Origin of the sequence: Caulobacter sp. Root343 (assembly GCF_001425745.1) — a bacterium.
Classification (GTDB): Bacteria; Pseudomonadota; Alphaproteobacteria; order Caulobacterales; family Caulobacteraceae; genus Caulobacter.
This window is the reverse complement of the sequence record NZ_LMDF01000005.1, coordinates 677,689-693,350: the sequence shown is the minus strand read 5'-3', so window position 1 is coordinate 693,350 and position 15,662 is coordinate 677,689. Positions and strand designations below refer to the sequence as shown.

Here is a 15,662-nt window from a genome sequence, read left to right as displayed (position 1 = left end):
ACAAAAGGCCCGGAGGAAAGCCTCCGGGCCTTTCTCATGTCTTCCTTCTCCCCTTGCGGGAGAAGGTGGCCGCGGAGCGGACGGATGAGGGGTTGAAGACCCTATCCGACAAGCTCGCGCGACCCCTCATCCGTCGCCTGGCGGCGACACCTTCTCCCGCAAGGGGAGAAGGAAGAAGACCTACTTCCCCGCCGCCGTCAGAGCGTCCATCAGTTCCGGCACGGCGGTCTTGTAGTCGGCGACCAGGCCGAAGTCGGCGACCTGGAAGATCGGCGCGTCGGCGTCCTTGTTGATCGCGACGATCACCTTGGAGTCCTTCATGCCGGCCAGGTGCTGGATGGCGCCCGAGATGCCGATGGCGACGTACAGCGCCGGGGCCACGACCTTGCCGGTCTGGCCGACCTGGTAGTCGTTCGGGGCGTAGCCGGCGTCGACGGCCGCGCGCGAGGCGCCGACGGCGGCGCCCAGCTTGTCGGCCAGCGGCTCGATCACGCGCTGGAACTCCTCGGCCGAACCCATGGCGCGACCGCCCGAGACGACGATCTTGGCCGCGGCCAGTTCCGGACGGTCCGATTTGACCATCTCTTCGCTGACGAAGCGGGTCTTGCCGGCGTCGGCGCCGCCGACGGTTTCCACCGAGGCCGAGCCGCCTTCCGCCGCCGCCGTGAAGGCGGTCGGACGGACGGTGATCACCTTCTTGGCGTCCGACGACTGGATCGTCTCCAGCGCGTTGCCAGCATAGATCGGGCGCGTGAAGGTGTCAGCCGAGACGACCTCGACGATGTCCGAGATCGGGGCGACGTCCAGCTTGGCGGCGACGCGGGGGGCGAAGTTCTTGCCGCCCGAGGTGGCTGGAACCAGGATCGCGTCGTAGCCGCCCGCGAGCGCCAGGACGGCGTCGGCCTGGGCCTCGGCGATCCCGTGACCCAGGGCGTCGGACTCGGCCAGCAGGACCTTGCGAACGCCGGCGATCTTGGCGGCGGCGTCGGCCACGGCCTTGGCGCCCTTGCCCAGGACCAGCACGTCGACGTCGCCCGAGATCTTCAGGGCGGCGGTGACGGTCTTGTGGGTGCCGTCGCGCAGGTGCGCGTTGTCGTTATCGGCGACGACGAGAACAGCCATTACAGCACCCCCGCGGTGTTGAGTTTCGAAACCAGATCAGCGGCGGTCTCGACCTTGACGCCAGCCGAACGCTTGGCCGGCTCGGTGACCTTGACGACCTTCAGGCGCGGCGCGATGTCGACGCCATAGTCGGCGACCGCCTTCTGGGCGATCTCCTTCTTCTTGGCCTTCATGATGTTGGGCAGGGAGGCGTAGCGCGGCTCGTTCAGCCGCAGGTCGGCGGTGACGATGGCGGGCAGGTCGACGTCCAGGACCTGCAGGCCGCCGTCGACTTCACGGGTGACCTTGGCGGTCGAGCCGGAAACCTCGAGCGCCGAGGCGTAGGTCGCCTGCGGCCAGCCCAGCAGGGCCGACAGCATCTGGCCGACGGCGTTGTTGTCGCCGTCGATCGCCTGCTTGCCCATCAGGACGAGGTTCGGATTCTCCTCGGCCACCACGGCCGCCAGCAGCTTGGCCACGGCCAGCGGCTCGGGGTCGGCGTCGGTGGTGATCAGGATCCCGCGGTCGCCGCCCATGGCCAGGGCCGTGCGGATGGTCTCCTGGGCCTGGACCGGGCCGATGCTGACGATGACGACCTCGGTGGCCACACCTTTTTCCTTGAGGCGCACGGCTTCTTCCACCGCGATCTCACAGAAGGGGTTCATCGACATCTTGACGTTCGCCAGGTCGACGCCGGTCTGGTCCGCCTTCACGCGGGCCTTCACGTTGTAATCGATAACCCGTTTGACCGGGACTAGGACCTTCATCGGTTTCCACCGCCTCCAGGCTGCATTTTATCGTGTGTAGGCAACCGACTTACCGCTTCGGCGCCGCAATGCAAGTTTCCCTTCGCGTAAGCGTAATGCATTGAGGGATGTATCGTTCAAACAGTTGTACGATTTCTGAGGCCGTGTGGTCCCGCCGCATCGGCCGAGCCAATTCCCCTGCGCGCGAAAAGGCGGTAAGGGGCGCCCATGAACAAGACCTTCACCCGCCTGAAGTACATCTTCCTGGGCCTGTTCGTGCTGCTGAGCGGCGCGGCCCTGACCTACCACGTCGTGTGGGTCTGGCCGAAAGAGAAGTGCGAGAAGCAGGGCCGTCTCTGGGCGGGCAAGTGGATGAAGTGCGCCACCAGCTATTCGATCGAGACCCTGACCCGCCGGCCGGTGAATCTGCCGCCGATCAATGGCGAGGCGCGGGTGACGCCGGAGGCTTCTTCTCCGACCTCCCCGGCGACGCAGCCCGCTCCGGCGAAGAAATAGATCTTCCGCAGCACCAAAACTCCCGCCTCCCTGGGCCTTGTGCCCAGGGCCCAGTGTTCAATGGGCGTTGCGCGGGACAAGCGCCCGCCGACGTTGGCGGAGGCCACAGACAATCGCCGAGTCTGGCCGCGCGATGGGTCATCGCCACAAGGGCGAGGAAGGCGGGGTTTTGAGAAACGGCCTCTAAGCCAGGTGCTGAACAGGCAGAGTCCTACCGCGTCGCGCCCGGCTTCCAGAGCACGTCCGCCGCGCCCTTGTCGTTGCTCCAGCGGGCGGCGACGAACAGCAGGTCGGAGAGCCGGTTCAGGTATTTGATGGCCGGCGCGCCGACGATCTCGTCCTCCATCGCCGACAGCGCCACGCAGGTCCGCTCGGCCCGCCGGCAGACGGTGCGGGCCACGTGCAGGGCCGCGGCCGCCGGCGACCCGGCGGGGAGCACGAACGAGGTCAAAGGCGCCATTTCGCCGTTCAGCAGGTCGATCTCGCGCTCCAGCCGCTCGACCTGGCTGTCGACGATGCGCAGCGGCTCCCAGTCGGGCTTGCCGTGCTGCTCGGGGGTGGCCAGGTCCGCGCCGAGGTCGAACAGGTCATTCTGGATCCGCTCCAGGATCGCGTCGAGCGCCGGGTCGGCCGCGGTGTGCTGTCTGGCCTGGCCGATCGCGGCGTTGGTCTCGTCGACCCCGCCATAGGCCTCGACCCGCGTGGAGGCCTTGCTGACGGGAGCCCCGGTGGCCAGGCGGGTCGAGCCGCCGTCGCCCGTGCGGGTGTAGATGCGGTTCAGCGTGACCATCGGTCGCGGACCTTCGTTATGCGAATAAGGCTATGTTTTCTCAGGCCTTACGCCACCAGAAGGCGGCGGCGACCAGAACGATGATGGCGATGAACTGCAAAAGCACGCGCAGCCGCATCAGCTTGTTCGAATAGGAGCGGCCGAAGTCGCCCCCGCGAAACAGGGCGTAGAGGCCGGCGGCCAGGGCGATCAGCACCGCCACGAGCGCGGCGGGGACGAGAAAGTCGAACAGGTGGCTCATGGCCGCCGAGAATAGGCCGTGGAGCTCGGCCGCGCCATAGAGGCCGGAGCCGTAAGGGACCTCACGCCTTCTCCCGCCTCGCACCCGCGATTCGGTTCGACGAGCGCTGTCCGCTGAATTGATTCGTCGAACCTGTTCGCTGAGCGCATTTGTCGCAGTGACGCTTTGAAAGCGCTCCCATATCTATAATCCCTCGCCTTTGTTCGGCGAATTCAGTTCAATTTCGCGGTTGCAATGACGTCCCCCTAGCGTTATTGCGCCCGCTTCCTATTTTCCCTGTACGCGTTCGTTGAACATGATCACCTCCCCCACCGCGGATCGTTCAACGCTTTCACTCACCCCAGCGGGGAGCAGGAGATAACCGCAATGGCTCAGAGCGCTTTGCTCTCGACCGCCGCGCTCTCCGCGACCGATCGCGAAGAGGCCCTGGCCGAAGCCCGCCAACTGATCATCGACCTGCGCGACGCCGCGCAAGACGGCCGTCAACTGGCCCGCCGCTACGCCGACGTTCTTCAGAACGTCGTCGACGAATATTGCATCGAATTCGAGAAGCGCGCCGAAGCCGCTCTCGCCCGTTTGGAGTCCGCCGCATGAGCTTTGTGTCCGTCAATATCGAGTCGGCCACCGACTCTCCGGTGAAGCTGACCCGCCGGGCCCTGGCCAAGCAGCGCACCCGCGAACGCGTCCTGGCCGCCGCCCGCCGCCTATTTAGCGAGCGCGGCTACGAGGGCGCCACGATCCGTGACATCGCCCAGGCCGCCGGCATGTCAACCGGCGCCGTGTTCGCCAGCTTCGCCGACAAGTCGGAGCTGTTCGAGGAAATCCTGACCGCCGACTACGAAGTCATCTACGCCCAGATGACCCAGGCCTCGCGCACCGCCAAGACGATCGACGAAGCCCTGCTGGGCCTGTTCGGCGTCGCCTACAGCTTCCATGTCGAGCAACTGCCGCTGCTGCGCGCCAGCATCGCGGTGTCGTGGACCCGGTCGGAGGCCGCCGAGCGTCGCGCCCGCGCCGACATCAAGCACATCTTCCGACTGATCGCCGACGCCCTGCAGCGCGGCGTCGATCAAGGCCAGTTGAAGAAAGATATCGACGCTAAGCTCTTGGCTGAGATCACCTGGGACGTGTATGTCGCCAACTATCGCCGCGCCGTCTACGACGGTTGGTCGGTGGAAGCTCTGCTAGCGCGGCTTTCGGATCAACTGAAAGTCATCTTCGCGGGCGCCCGCGCTTAAGCCCGAACGACGCTCCGTTCGGGGGAACGGGGCGTCTTCGATTGAACAATGACGCTAGCGTGTTCGAGGGGGACGTGCGTGGGCGTGAGAGATGATCAGAAGGCGGCGACGCGCGAGAAGGTTCTCGAAGCGGCGCGCGACCTCTTCAATGACGTCGGCTACGAGGAGACCACCATCCGCGCCATCGCGGAGCGGGCGGGGGTTTCCGTCGGCAGCGTGTTCACCACCTTCGCCTCCAAGGCGGAGGTGCTGAGCCATGTCATGGAGCATCGCCTGACCGAGCTCTATGCCGAGTTCGACCGGGTGGTGCCGTTCCTGCGGGGCAGCACGGCCGATCGGCTGTGCTCGATCTTCGCCATCCACTACGAGTTCGAGACCCGGCGGTCCAAGCTGTTCCTGGCCCACATCGCGGCCTCGTACAATCCGAACAACGATCCGGGCGTCACGCCCTACGGCCGCAATCCGCGCCTGACCCAGATGCTGCTCGACGTCCTGGAAGAGGGCGTGCGCAAGGGCGAGGTGCGGGGCGACCTGGACCTGCGCCTGGTGGTCGACACCCTGAAGGCCGCCTATGCCTGGAACTACCGCATGACGGCCGCGGCGGGGGCGACCCTGCCGGCGGCCGAGATGTCGGCGGTGATGGACAAGCAGATCGGCGTGATCGCCGAGGGCTGGCGGCCGCGATAGCTTCCTTCTCCCCTTGCGGGAGAAGGTGGCCGAAGGCCGGATGAGGGGTCGAAGAACGAAACCACCGCGACAAGCCTTTCGGCCGTCGCGGCGTTTCTGTTGGTGCGACCCCTCACCCGACCGCCTTCGGCGGCCACCCTCTCCCGCAAGGGGAGAGGGGTCTTTTTCCTACAGCGTCGCCATGTCGATCACGAAGCGGTAGCGCACGTCGCTTTTGGCCATGCGCTGGTAGGCCTCGTTGATCTGGTCGATGGCGATGGTCTCGATGTCGGCGACGATGCCGTGCTGGCCGCAGAAGTCGAGCATCTCCTGGGTTTCCTTGATCGAGCCGATCATCGAGCCGGCCAGGGTGCGGCGGCCGGGGATCAGGGCAAAGGCGTTCAGCGGCACGGGCTCTTCCGGCGCGCCGACCAGCACCATGGTCCCGTCCACCTTCAGCAGGCTCAGATACGCGCCCCAGTCGATGCCGGCCGAGACGGTGCAGATGATCAGGTCCAGGGTCCCGGCCAGGGTCTCGAAGGTCTTCGGGTCGCTGGTCGCGTAGTAGTGGTCGGCGCCCATCTTCAGGCCGTCTTCCTGCTTGGACAGGGTCTGGCTGAGGACGGTGACCTCCGCGCCCAGGGCGTGGGCCAGCTTGACGCCCATGTGGCCGAGGCCCCCCATGCCGAGTATGGCGACCGACTTGCCGGGACCGGCGTTCCAGTGGCGCAGCGGCGAATAGAGGGTGATGCCGGCGCACAGCAGCGGGGCGGCGGCGTCGAGGGCCAGGTTGTCGGGGATCGACAGGACGTAGCCTTCCTTGACCACCATGTGGTCGGAATAGCCGCCGTAGGTCGGCAGGTCGCTCCCAGGCTCGAAGCCGCTGTAGGTCAGGACCAGGCCCGGCATGTACTGCTCGCGGTCCAGGTCGCGGGCCGCGCAGGTGGTGCAGCTGTCGACGAAGCAGCCGACGCCGACCCGATCGCCTTCCTTGAACTTGGTGACCCCCGAGCCGACGGCGGTAACCACGCCGGTGATCTCGTGGCCGGGCACGATCGGATAGACGCTCTGGCCCCAGCCGTTGTCGACCATGTGGATGTCGGAGTGGCAGACGCCGCAGTGCTTGATGGCGATGACGACGTCGTCGGCGTTCGGTTCGCGGCGGTCGAAGGTGAAGGGCGCGAGGGGCGCGCCGGCGGCGGGCACCGCATAGCCTTTGGCTTTGGCCATTCGGATGGGTCCTTGATTTGGGAGAGCGATCGGGGAGGATCGAACGCCGCAAGGATTGCCACGCGGCGGGGCCGGAGCGTTACGCCGATCCTGCGAGTCTCTTGCACGATCCTGCAAACCGCCGCGAAAGCGGTTTTCCCCTCGCGAGCGCGAGGATAGACCTTAGGCCTCGCGAAAGCCCGGAAAACCAAGTCCTTGAGCCCTTCTGCCGACGCCGACGTCTATGCCCAGATCGCCGAGCTCGTCGCCCGTTACGCCGACGACGACAGTCCCGAGTCCGCGATCGGCGGCCTGTACCTGACCCGCCGCTGCTCGCCCAGCGGCCGGCTGCACATCGACCAGCGGCCGTCGTTCTGGCTGGTGGCGGGCGGGCGCAAGTGCCTGACGGTCGGCGACGAGGAGCTGCACTACGGCGTCGGCGACTGCCTGCTGGTGGCCCTGGACCTGCCGGCGACCGCGCGGATCCTCCAGGCCAGCGAGGCGGAGCCGCACCTGTGCGTCGGCGTGGCGATCAATCCCGCTCGGCTGGCCGAGCTGATCGGCCGGCTGCCGGAGCAGGCCTCGGCGAGCCCGAGCGGCATGCGCGGCGTGGCGGTCAACCCGGCCTCGCCGGAGCTGCTGGACGCCACCCTTCGCCTGCTGCGCCTGCTGGAACGCCCCGCGGACGTGGCGGCCATGGCCCCGCTGATCGAGCAGGAGATCCTCTACCGCCTGCTGAGCGGCCCGCACGGCGCGCGGCTGCTGCACATCGCGATGGCCGAGGGCCAGGGCCACCGCGTCACCCGCGCCGTCGCCTGGCTGCGCGAGCACTTCGCCCAGCCGCTGCGCATCGAGGCCCTGGCCGACCACGTGGGCATGAGCGAGTCGTCGCTGCACCACCACTTCAAGGCCGTCACCAACATGACGCCGATGCAGTACCAGAAGCAGCTGCGGCTCTATGAGGCCCGCCGGTTGATGCTGGTCGAGAACATGGACGTCGGGACCGCTGGCTACAGCGTCGGCTACCAGAGCCCATCGCAGTTCAGCCGCGAATATCGGCGGCTGTACGGCCTGTCGCCGGCCCGGGACCTGGAGGCGCTAAGGGCGCCGTTGGCGGCGGAGTGATCCCTGCGCCCCTCTCCCCTTGCGGGAGAGGGTGGCCCGCGAAGCGGGTCGGGTGAGGGGTTGAAGACAGTATCCGCCGTGACCCACCGGTTGCCGCTGGGCGCCAAGCCGGCAGGACTATCGACCCCTCATCCGTCGCCTCCGGCGACACCTTCTCCCGCAAGGGGAGAAGGGGAATTCCTCAAGCGTCCAGCACCGACCGCACCTTGGCCGCCAGCGAGGGCGAGTCATACGGCTTGTCGATCATCGGATATTCGTCGGCCCAGTCGATGGCCTCGGCGCCGATGAAGCCGGAGGTCAGCAGCACCTTCAGGCCGGGGTTCCAGCCTCGGGCGCGGCGGGCCAGGTCCAGGCCGCTGACGCCGCCGGGCATGACCACGTCGGAGAACAGCATCTCGAACGCCTGCGGACCCTTCAGCCGGCGCAAGGCGCTGGCGGCGTTGCGGGCGGTAGTGACGCGGTAGCCCAGCGACTCCAGGGTGTCGACCGCCAGGGCCAGCACCGACGGATCGTCCTCGACGACCAGGATGTGCTCCGATCCGGTGGCCGCCTCCGAGCGCGGCGCGGGCGCGGTCTTGACGGCGGCGGGCGGCTCGATGGCCGGCAGGGTGATCTCGAACGCCGCGCCCTCGCCCCGGGCGGTGACGACGGTCACCTCGCCGCCGGACTGCTGCACGAAGCCGTAGACTTGGCTAAGGCCCAGGCCCGAGCCCTTGCCGACGTCCTTGGTGGTGAAGAACGGCTCGAAGATCCGCGAAGCCACGTCGGGGGCCATGCCCGGCCCGGTGTCGCGAACGATCAGGCGGTGGCCGGCGGCGGGATCGGCGCGGACCGTGATGGTGATGCCGCCGGCGCCCTCCATGGCGTCGCGCGCGTTGACGGCCAGGTTCAGCAGGGCGCTTTCCATCTGCGCGGGGTCGATGTGCACGAAGGCCGGGGCGCTGGCGGCCTCCAGCTGGATCGACACCGCCTCGCCGACCGCCTGGCGGATCAGCGGCGAGAACTCGCGGACCAGGTCGTTGAGGTCCACCGCCGCCGGGTCCAGCCGCTGCCGGCGCGAGAAGGCCAAGAGCTGCCGGGTCAGGGCCGCGCCCCGCTCGGTGGCCTGGCGGATCGCCGACACCTGGCGGACGAACGGGAACGTGTCGCCGCAGCGCCGCTGGATCAGGTCGACATTACCGAGGATAACGGTCAGCAGGTTGTTGAAGTCGTGGGCGACGCCGCCGGTCAGCTGGCCGACCGTCTCCATCTTACGGGCGTGGCCCAAGGCCTCCTCGAGGGCGCGGCGCTCGGTATTGTCCAGCATGGTGCCGAACACGACCGGGGCGCCGGTGTCCTGGTCCTCGCTGAGGATGCCCTGGTCGATCAGCAGCTTGTAGGTCCCGTCGGCGCACTGCCAGCGGTACTCGCAGGCATAGGCCCCGACCCGGCGGGCCTCTTCTTGGGCGCGCGCGACGATGTGCCGGTCGTCGGGATGGACGCGCTCGAAGCCGAAGGCTGGGTCGCCGGTGAAGTCGTCGGCTTCGAAGCCGGTCAGGCCCTTGACGCTGTCGCTGACCGACAGGGCCGCGTAGGGCGGGTCGGCGGCGCGGGAATAGAACACGATCGGCAGGGCCCGCTGGATCGCCTGCTGGCGACGCAGGCTGGTCTGCAGCGAGCGCTCGGCCTCCAGCTTCTCGGCGTGGACGCGGGCGTTCTCCTCCATCAGGCGCTGGCGGTTCTCCAGCTCCTGGGCCAGCTCGACCCGCTTGAGGTGCAGGTCGACCAGCACCTGGACCTTGGAGCGCAGGATGAACGGGTCGACGGGCTTGAACACCACGTCCACGGCGCCGGCCGAATAGGCCTTGAAGATGTGGCCCTCGTCGCGGAACACGGCGGTCAGGAAGACGATCGGCACGTCGCGGGTGCGGCGGCGCTCGCGGATCAGGGCCGCCGTCTCGTACCCGTCCATGTCGGGCATGTGCAGGTCCAGCAGGATGACCGCGAAGTCGTCGGTCAGCAGCCGGCGCAGCGCCTCGGGGCCCGAGCGGGCGACGACCAGCTCCTGGCCCAGCGACTCCAGCGCTTGGCTGGCGGCGAAGGCGTTGCGCTCGTCGTCGTCGACGATCAGCACCTTGGCTCGAGGCCGGTCGATCGGGATGGGTTCGGGCGGGAACTGGACCGCGGGTGTCGACATGGTCGTCACTGGGCCACGCTGGACAGGTTGATGATATTGTCACCGGCCAGGCGACGGGCGTCGGCCCGCTGCACCGAGACCCGCAGCACCGAGATCAGCTGGTCCAGGTCGACGGGCTTGGACACATAGTCCGAAGCGCCGGCCTGGATGCACTTCTGCCGGTCGCCCTTCATGGCCTTGGCGGTGACGGCCACCACCGGCAGATCGGCGAAACGACCGCGCGCGCGAATCTCGCGCATGGTCTCGTAGCCGTCCATGTCGGGCATCATGATGTCGACCAGGACCATGTCGACCGAGGGAAGGCTGTCCAGCAGCTCCAGCCCCGCGCGGCCGCTCTCGGCGTAGCGCAGCTCGATGCCGTACTCCTCCAGGGCGCTGGCCAGGGAGAAGATGTTGCGGATGTCGTCGTCGATGACCACGGCGGTCCGGCCCATCAGCACTGTGTCGGCGTGGCGAGTGCGGGTCAGCATGGCGCGGGCCGTGTCGGGCAGGCGCTCGAACGGCGCGTGCTGGATCAGGGCCACGTGGTCGATCAGCTGCTCGCTGGTGCGGGCCAGCCGCGCCGCGCCGGTGAAGACGGCCAGGCGCAGGCGACGCTCGTCCTCGGCGTCGAGCTCGCCCGGCGCGTACAGCACCGTCGAACCCGACACCGCGCCGTGCTGGCGCAGCAGGTCCAGCGTGTGGCCGACCGTCCCGCCGCGGACCGCCACGACCAGGCAGCCCCGTTCGCCGGTGAAGGCCTCGGCGGGGAGGGCGTTGAGGCCGGTCTCGGTTCGCGCGGCGCCGAACACCGAGGTCAACAGCTCGGCGGTCTCGGGATCGCCGCCGACCAGGATCGGCGTGCGTTCGGGCTGGTCGGCCAGGCGCCGGACGCGGTCGAGGGTGGAGACCACCGCCTCCTGCTCGACCGGCTTGCTGGTGAAGCCCAGGGCGCCCATCGACAGGGACAGGCCGCCGCGGTCGTCGGCCGAGATCACCTGCACCGGGATGTGCCGGGTCTCGGGGGTGCGCTTGAGCAGGTCCAGCAGGGCCAGGCCGTCCATGTCGGGCAGGCCGACGTCCAGCAGGATGGCCTCGGGGGCGAAGCGGCGGGCCAGGGACGGGACGCTGGAGCCCTCGGCGGTGACCACCCCCTTGAAGCCGCTGTCGCGGGCCAGGGCCAGCAGGATCGAGGCGAAGCGGGGGTCGTCCTCGACGATCAGCACGGTGGCGTCGTTGGGCGTGATCGACTCGCGGTCATCGATCACCGTCTCGGCCGGCTCGTACGACGGGGCGTCGGCGGTCGAGAAGGTGAAGGTCGCCGAGCTGCTCGGGGCGCGCGGCGCGGGCATGGTCGGCTGCTGCTGGGCGGTCGGGCTGAAGTTCAGCGGCAGATAGAGGGTGAAGGTGCTGCCGACGCCGGGCGTCGAGACCACCTTCAGCTCGCCGCCGAGCAGGCGGGTGATCTCGCGGCTGATCGACAGGCCCAGGCCCGTGCCGCCGTACTTGCGGCTGGTGGTGCCGTCGGCCTGCTGGAAGGCCTCGAAGATGATCCGCTGCTTGTCCTCGGGGATGCCGATGCCGGTGTCCTCGACCTCGAAGGCCAGCACCTGGCCGGCCTTGTTCAGGTGGTCGTTGCCCAGCGCCCAGCCGGACTCGGCGCGGCGCACGGCCAGCTTGACCGAGCCTTGTTGCGTGAACTTGAAGGCGTTCGACAGCAGGTTCTTGATCACCTGCTGCAGGCGCTTGTCGTCGGTGTACATGGCCGGCGGCAGGGCGGGGTCGATCTCGATCAGGAAGTCCAGCTTCTTGTCCTGGGCGAGCTGGGCGAAGGTGCGCTGGGTCTGGTCGCGCAGGGCGGCGAACGGCATCTGGCCGATGTCCAGGGTGACCGTGCCGCTCTCGATCTTGGACAGGTCGAGGATATCGTTGATCAGGCCCAGCAGGTCGGCGCCGGCGCTGTGGATGTTGCGGGCGAACTCGACCTGCTTGTCGCTCAAGTTCCCCTGCGCGTTCTCGCTGAGCATCTTGGACAGGATCAGCAGGCTGTTCAGCGGCGTGCGCAGCTCGTGGCTCATATTGGCCAGGAACTCGGACTTGTACTTGGACGTCAGGGCCAGCTGCTCGGCCTTTTCCTCCAGCGCCGCCTTGGCCTGTTCGACCTCGGTGTTCTTGGCTTCCACCTGCTTGTTCTGGGCCGACAGCAGCATCGCCTTGTCTTCCAGTTCGGCGTTGGTCTGCTGCAGTTCCTCCTGCTTGGAGCGCAGCAGCTCCTCCGACTGGCGGAGCGAGGCGGCCTGCAGTTCCAGGCGGTCGTTGGTCTTCTTCAGCTCGCCCTGCTGGGCCTGGAGTTCGGCGGTCAGTAGCTGCGACTGCTCGAGCAGGCCCTCGGTCCGCATGTTGGCGGCGATGGTCGACAGCACGATGCCGATCGATTCCATCAGCTGGTCCAGGAAGGCCTGCTGGGTCTCGTTGAACTCGCCGAAGCTGGCCAGTTCGATCACCGCCTTCAGCTCGCCCTCGAACAAGGCGGGCAGGACGATGATGCTGCGCGGGGCGCTCTCGCCCAGGCCCGAGCTGACCTTGACATAGTCCTTGGGGACGTTGGTCAGCAGGATGCGCTCCTTCTCCGCCGCGCACTGGCCGATCAGGCCTTCGCGCAGGCGCAGCTGGCCGGCCGGCGGCTTGCGGCGATTGCCGGCGTAGCTGGCGGCCAGGTTCAGCACGGCCTGGCCGCTCTCGTCGGTGTCGGAGACGTAGAACACCCCGTGCTGGGCGTTGATCAGCGGGGCCAGCTCGGACAGGACGAGGTTCGACACCGTCGACAGGTCGCGCTCGCCCTGCAGCATGCGGCTGAACCGGGCCAGGTTGGTCTTCAGCCAGTCCTGCTCGGTGTTCTTCAGAGTCTGATCCTTCAGATTGCGGATCATCTCGTTGATGTTGTCCTTCAGGGCCGCGACTTCACCCGAGGCTTCGACGGTGATCGAGCGGGTCAGGTCGCCCTTGGTCACGGCCGTCGACACCTCGGCGATGGCGCGGACCTGGGTGGTCAGGTTGGCGGCCAGCTCGTTGACGTTGTCGGTCAGGTCGCGCCACAGGCCGGCGGCGCCGGGCACCCGCGCCTGGCCGCCCAGCTTGCCTTCCGAACCCACCTCGCGGGCCACGTTGGTCACCTGGTCGGCGAAGGTGGCCAGGGTCTCGATCATGCCGTTGATGGTGTCGGCCAGCGAGGCGATCTCGCCCTTGGCGTCCAGGGTCAGCTTGCGCTTCAGGTTGCCCTGGGCCACGGCGGTGACGACGTCGGCGATGTTGCGCACCTGGCCGGTCAGGTTGGCGGCCATCATGTTGACGTTGTCGGTCAGGTCCTTCCAGGTGCCGGCCACGCCGGGCACCTGGGCCTGGCCGCCCAGCTTGCCTTCGGTGCCGACTTCCCGCGCCACGCGGGTCACTTCCGAGGCGAAGCCGTTCAGCTGATCGACCATGACGTTGATCGTCGACTTCAGCTCGAGGATCTCGCCCTTCACGTCGACGGTGATCTTCTTGGAAAGGTCGCCCTTGGCGACGGCGGTCGTCACGTCGGCGATGTTCCGCACCTGGCCGGTCAGGTTGGCGGCCATGAAGTTGACGTTGTCGGTCAGGTCCTTCCAGGTGCCGGCGACGCCCTTCACCTGGGCCTGGCCGCCCAGCTTGCCCTCGGTGCCGACTTCGCGGGCCACGCGGGTCACTTCCGACGAGAACGAGTTCAGCTGATCGACCATGACGTTGATGGTGTTCTTCAGCTCGAGGATCTCGCCCTTCACGTCGACGGTGATCTTCTTGCTGAGGTCGCCCATGGCCACGGCGGTCGTCACCTCGGCGATGTTCCGCACCTGGCCGGTCAGGTTGCCGGCCATCAGGTTGACGTTGTCGGTCAGCTCCTTCCACGTGCCGCCGACGCCCTTGACCTGGGCCTGGCCGCCCAGCTTGCCCTCGGTGCCGACTTCGCGCGCCACGCGGGTCACTTCCGAGGCGAAGGCGTTGAGCTGGTCCACCATGGTGTTGATGGTGTTCTTCAGCTCGAGGATCTCGCCCTTCACGTCGACGGTGATCTTCTTGCTGAGGTCGCCGTTGGCCACGGCGGTGGTGACGTCGGCGATGTTGCGGACCTGGCCGGTCAGGTTGGCGGCCATGAAGTTGACGTTGTCGGTGAGGTCCTTCCAGGCCCCGGTGACGCCCTTGACCTGGGCCTGGCCGCCCAACTTGCCCTCGGTGCCGACTTCGCGGGCCACACGGGTCACTTCCGAGGAGAAGGAGTTCAGCTGGTCCACCATGACGTTGATGGTGTTCTTCAGCTCCAGGATCTCGCCCTTCACGTCGACGGTGATCTTCTTGGACAAGTCGCCGGTGGCGACGGCGGTGGTCACCTCGGCGATGTTGCGGACCTGACCCGTCAGGTTGCCGGCCATCAGGTTGACGTTGTCGGTCAGCTCCTTCCAGGTGCCGCCGACGCCGGTGACGTTGGCCTGGCCGCCCAGCTTGCCTTCGGTGCCGACCTCCCGCGCCACGCGGGTGACTTCCGAGGCGAAGGCGTTGAGCTGGTCGACCATGATGTTGATGGTCGACTTCAGTTCCAGGATCTCGCCCTTCACGTCGACGGTGATCTTCTTGGACAAGTCGCCCATGGCCACGGCGGTGGTCACCTCGGCGATGTTCCGCACTTGGCCGGTCAGGTTGGCGGCCATGAAGTTGACGTTGTCGGTCAGGTCCTTCCAGGCCCCGGTCACACCCTCGACTCGCGCTTGGCCGCCCAGCTTGCCCTCGGTGCCGACCTCGCGGGCCACCCGCGTCACTTCCGAGGCGAAGGCGTTCAGCTGGTCCACCATGACGTTGATGGTGTCCTTCAGCTCCAGGATTTCGCCGCGCACGTCGACGGTGATCTTCTTGGACAAGTCGCCGCGGGCCACGGCGGTGGTCACCTCGGCGATGTTGCGGACCTGGCCGGTCAGGTTGCCGGCCATCAGGTTGACGTTGTCGGTCAGCTCCTTCCACGTGCCGGCCACGCCCTTGACGTTGGCCTGGCCGCCCAGCTTGCCTTCGGTGCCGACTTCGCGGGCCACGCGGGTGACTTCCGAGGCGAAGCTGTTGAGCTGGTCCACCATGGTGTTGATGGTGTTCTTCAGCTCCAGCACCTCGCCCTTCACGTCGACGGTGATCTTGCGCGAGAGGTCGCCGTTGGCGACGGCGGTGGTCACCTCGGCGATGTTGCGGACCTGGCCGGTCAGGTTGGCGGCCATCAGATTGACGTTGTCGGTGAGGTCCTTCCAGGTCCCGGCGACGCCCTTGACCTGGGCCTGACCGCCCAGCTTGCCCTCGGTGCCGACTTCCCGCGCCACGCGGGTCACTTCGGAGGCGAACGAGCCCAGCTGGCCCACCATGGTGTTGACGACCTTGCCGATGCGCAGGAACTCGCCGCGCAGCGGACGGTCCTCGTTCTCGAGGTTCATGGTCTGGGAGAGGTCGCCGTTGGCCACGGCGCCGATCACCCGGGCCATTTCGGCGGTCGGGTGGACCATGTCGGTGATCAGGCTGTTGACCGCCTCGACGCTGTCGGCCCAGGCCCCCACCGCGCCGGGCAGCTGGGCTCGCTGGTTGATCTTGCCCTGCCGGCCGACCACGTCGCGCAGGCGCTCGAATTCCTTCGAGAGCCGGTCGTTCAGGTCGACCGCGTCGTTGAACGCCTCGGCCAGCTCGCCGTCGAGGCCGCTGAGATCCGTGGGCAGACGGACCGAGAAATCACCGCGCCGGAACGCCCGCAGCGCCGCCAGCAATTGATGCCCGTCGAGCTCTCGGCCCGAGGCCCGTTCCAGAACGCCTTGCATGCCCAGCTTCCCCCAAC

The 15,662-nt window shown here is 67.7% G+C and carries 12 protein-coding genes and 2 pseudogenes; 5 read left to right on the top strand and 9 right to left on the bottom strand.

From position 1 onward, the window contains the following. Positions 1–180: 180 nt before the first annotated feature. Both ASC70_RS07175 and ASC70_RS07170 read right to left on the bottom strand, forming a co-directional pair. Positions 181–1,122, bottom strand: a complete 942-nt coding sequence (locus ASC70_RS07175) for an electron transfer flavoprotein subunit alpha/FixB family protein (RefSeq protein ID WP_056048076.1) — start codon at positions 1,120–1,122, stop codon at positions 181–183. Continuing rightward, positions 1,122–1,868, bottom strand: a complete 747-nt coding sequence (locus ASC70_RS07170; RefSeq protein ID WP_056048072.1) for an electron transfer flavoprotein subunit beta/FixA family protein — start codon at positions 1,866–1,868, stop codon at positions 1,122–1,124. The genes ASC70_RS07175 and ASC70_RS07170 overlap by 1 nt, the downstream gene beginning before the upstream one ends. A gap of 207 nt (positions 1,869–2,075) precedes the next feature. Between ASC70_RS07170 and ASC70_RS07165 the strand changes: the two genes are divergently transcribed. After that, on the top strand, positions 2,076–2,363 hold the full coding sequence (locus ASC70_RS07165; RefSeq protein WP_056048067.1) for a hypothetical protein: 288 nt from the start codon (positions 2,076–2,078) through the stop codon (positions 2,361–2,363). A gap of 211 nt (positions 2,364–2,574) precedes the next feature. On the opposite strand, the gene ASC70_RS07160 is transcribed toward ASC70_RS07165, so the two are convergent. After that, positions 2,575–3,153, bottom strand: a complete 579-nt coding sequence (locus ASC70_RS07160) for a cob(I)yrinic acid a,c-diamide adenosyltransferase (RefSeq protein WP_056048064.1) — start codon at positions 3,151–3,153, stop codon at positions 2,575–2,577. 40 nt (positions 3,154–3,193) lie between these two features. Further along, a complete protein-coding gene (locus ASC70_RS07155) occupies positions 3,194–3,394 on the bottom strand; it encodes a twin transmembrane helix small protein (RefSeq protein ID WP_047408250.1) in 201 nt (66 codons plus the stop codon). A 366-nt stretch (positions 3,395–3,760) separates the two neighbouring features. On the opposite strand from ASC70_RS07155, the gene ASC70_RS07150 reads away from it, so the two are divergent. The 3 genes from ASC70_RS07150 (at position 3,761) to ASC70_RS07140 (ending at position 5,319) form a co-directional block, all read left to right on the top strand. Beyond that, complete coding sequence (locus tag ASC70_RS07150) at positions 3,761–3,988, top strand: hypothetical protein (RefSeq protein WP_047408247.1); 228 nt, start codon at positions 3,761–3,763, stop codon at positions 3,986–3,988. Then, positions 3,985–4,632 (top strand): TetR/AcrR family transcriptional regulator, encoded by a 648-nt coding sequence (locus ASC70_RS07145; protein WP_047408244.1) that lies wholly within the window; start codon positions 3,985–3,987, stop codon positions 4,630–4,632. Before ASC70_RS07150 ends, ASC70_RS07145 begins: the two co-directional genes overlap by 4 nt. A gap of 78 nt (positions 4,633–4,710) precedes the next feature. Beyond that, complete coding sequence (locus ASC70_RS07140; RefSeq protein WP_056048062.1) at positions 4,711–5,319, top strand: TetR/AcrR family transcriptional regulator; 609 nt, start codon at positions 4,711–4,713, stop codon at positions 5,317–5,319. On the opposite strand, the pseudogene ASC70_RS25935 reads toward ASC70_RS07140, so the two are convergent. Both ASC70_RS25935 and ASC70_RS07135 read right to left on the bottom strand, forming a co-directional pair. Beyond that, a pseudogene (locus ASC70_RS25935) lies at positions 5,313–5,388 on the bottom strand (cysteine methyltransferase); the annotation flags it as partial. The gene ASC70_RS07140 and the pseudogene ASC70_RS25935 sit on opposite strands and share 7 nt — an antisense overlap. 99 nt (positions 5,389–5,487) lie before the next feature. Further along, positions 5,488–6,528, bottom strand: coding sequence for an NAD(P)-dependent alcohol dehydrogenase (locus ASC70_RS07135; protein WP_056048059.1), 1,041 nt, complete (start codon positions 6,526–6,528; stop codon positions 5,488–5,490). Between the two features lie 195 nt (positions 6,529–6,723). On the opposite strand from ASC70_RS07135, the gene ASC70_RS07130 reads away from it, so the two are divergent. After that, positions 6,724–7,632: an AraC family transcriptional regulator gene (locus tag ASC70_RS07130; RefSeq protein WP_056048056.1), complete on the top strand. Its 909-nt coding sequence runs from the start codon at positions 6,724–6,726 to the stop codon at positions 7,630–7,632. Positions 7,633–7,640: 8 nt separating this feature from the next. Here the strand turns inward: ASC70_RS07130 and ASC70_RS24860 are convergent. From ASC70_RS24860 to ASC70_RS07120, 3 genes and pseudogenes are all read right to left on the bottom strand, one after another. Beyond that, a pseudogene (locus tag ASC70_RS24860) lies at positions 7,641–7,810 on the bottom strand (hypothetical protein); the annotation flags it as partial. Positions 7,811–7,813: 3 nt separating this feature from the next. Beyond that, entirely contained in the window at positions 7,814–9,808 is a 1,995-nt protein-coding gene (locus ASC70_RS07125) for a response regulator (protein WP_056048053.1), read from the bottom strand. A gap of 5 nt (positions 9,809–9,813) precedes the next feature. After that, positions 9,814–15,645, bottom strand: a complete 5,832-nt coding sequence (locus ASC70_RS07120) for a HAMP domain-containing protein (RefSeq protein WP_056048050.1) — start codon at positions 15,643–15,645, stop codon at positions 9,814–9,816. Positions 15,646–15,662 lie beyond the last annotated feature (17 nt).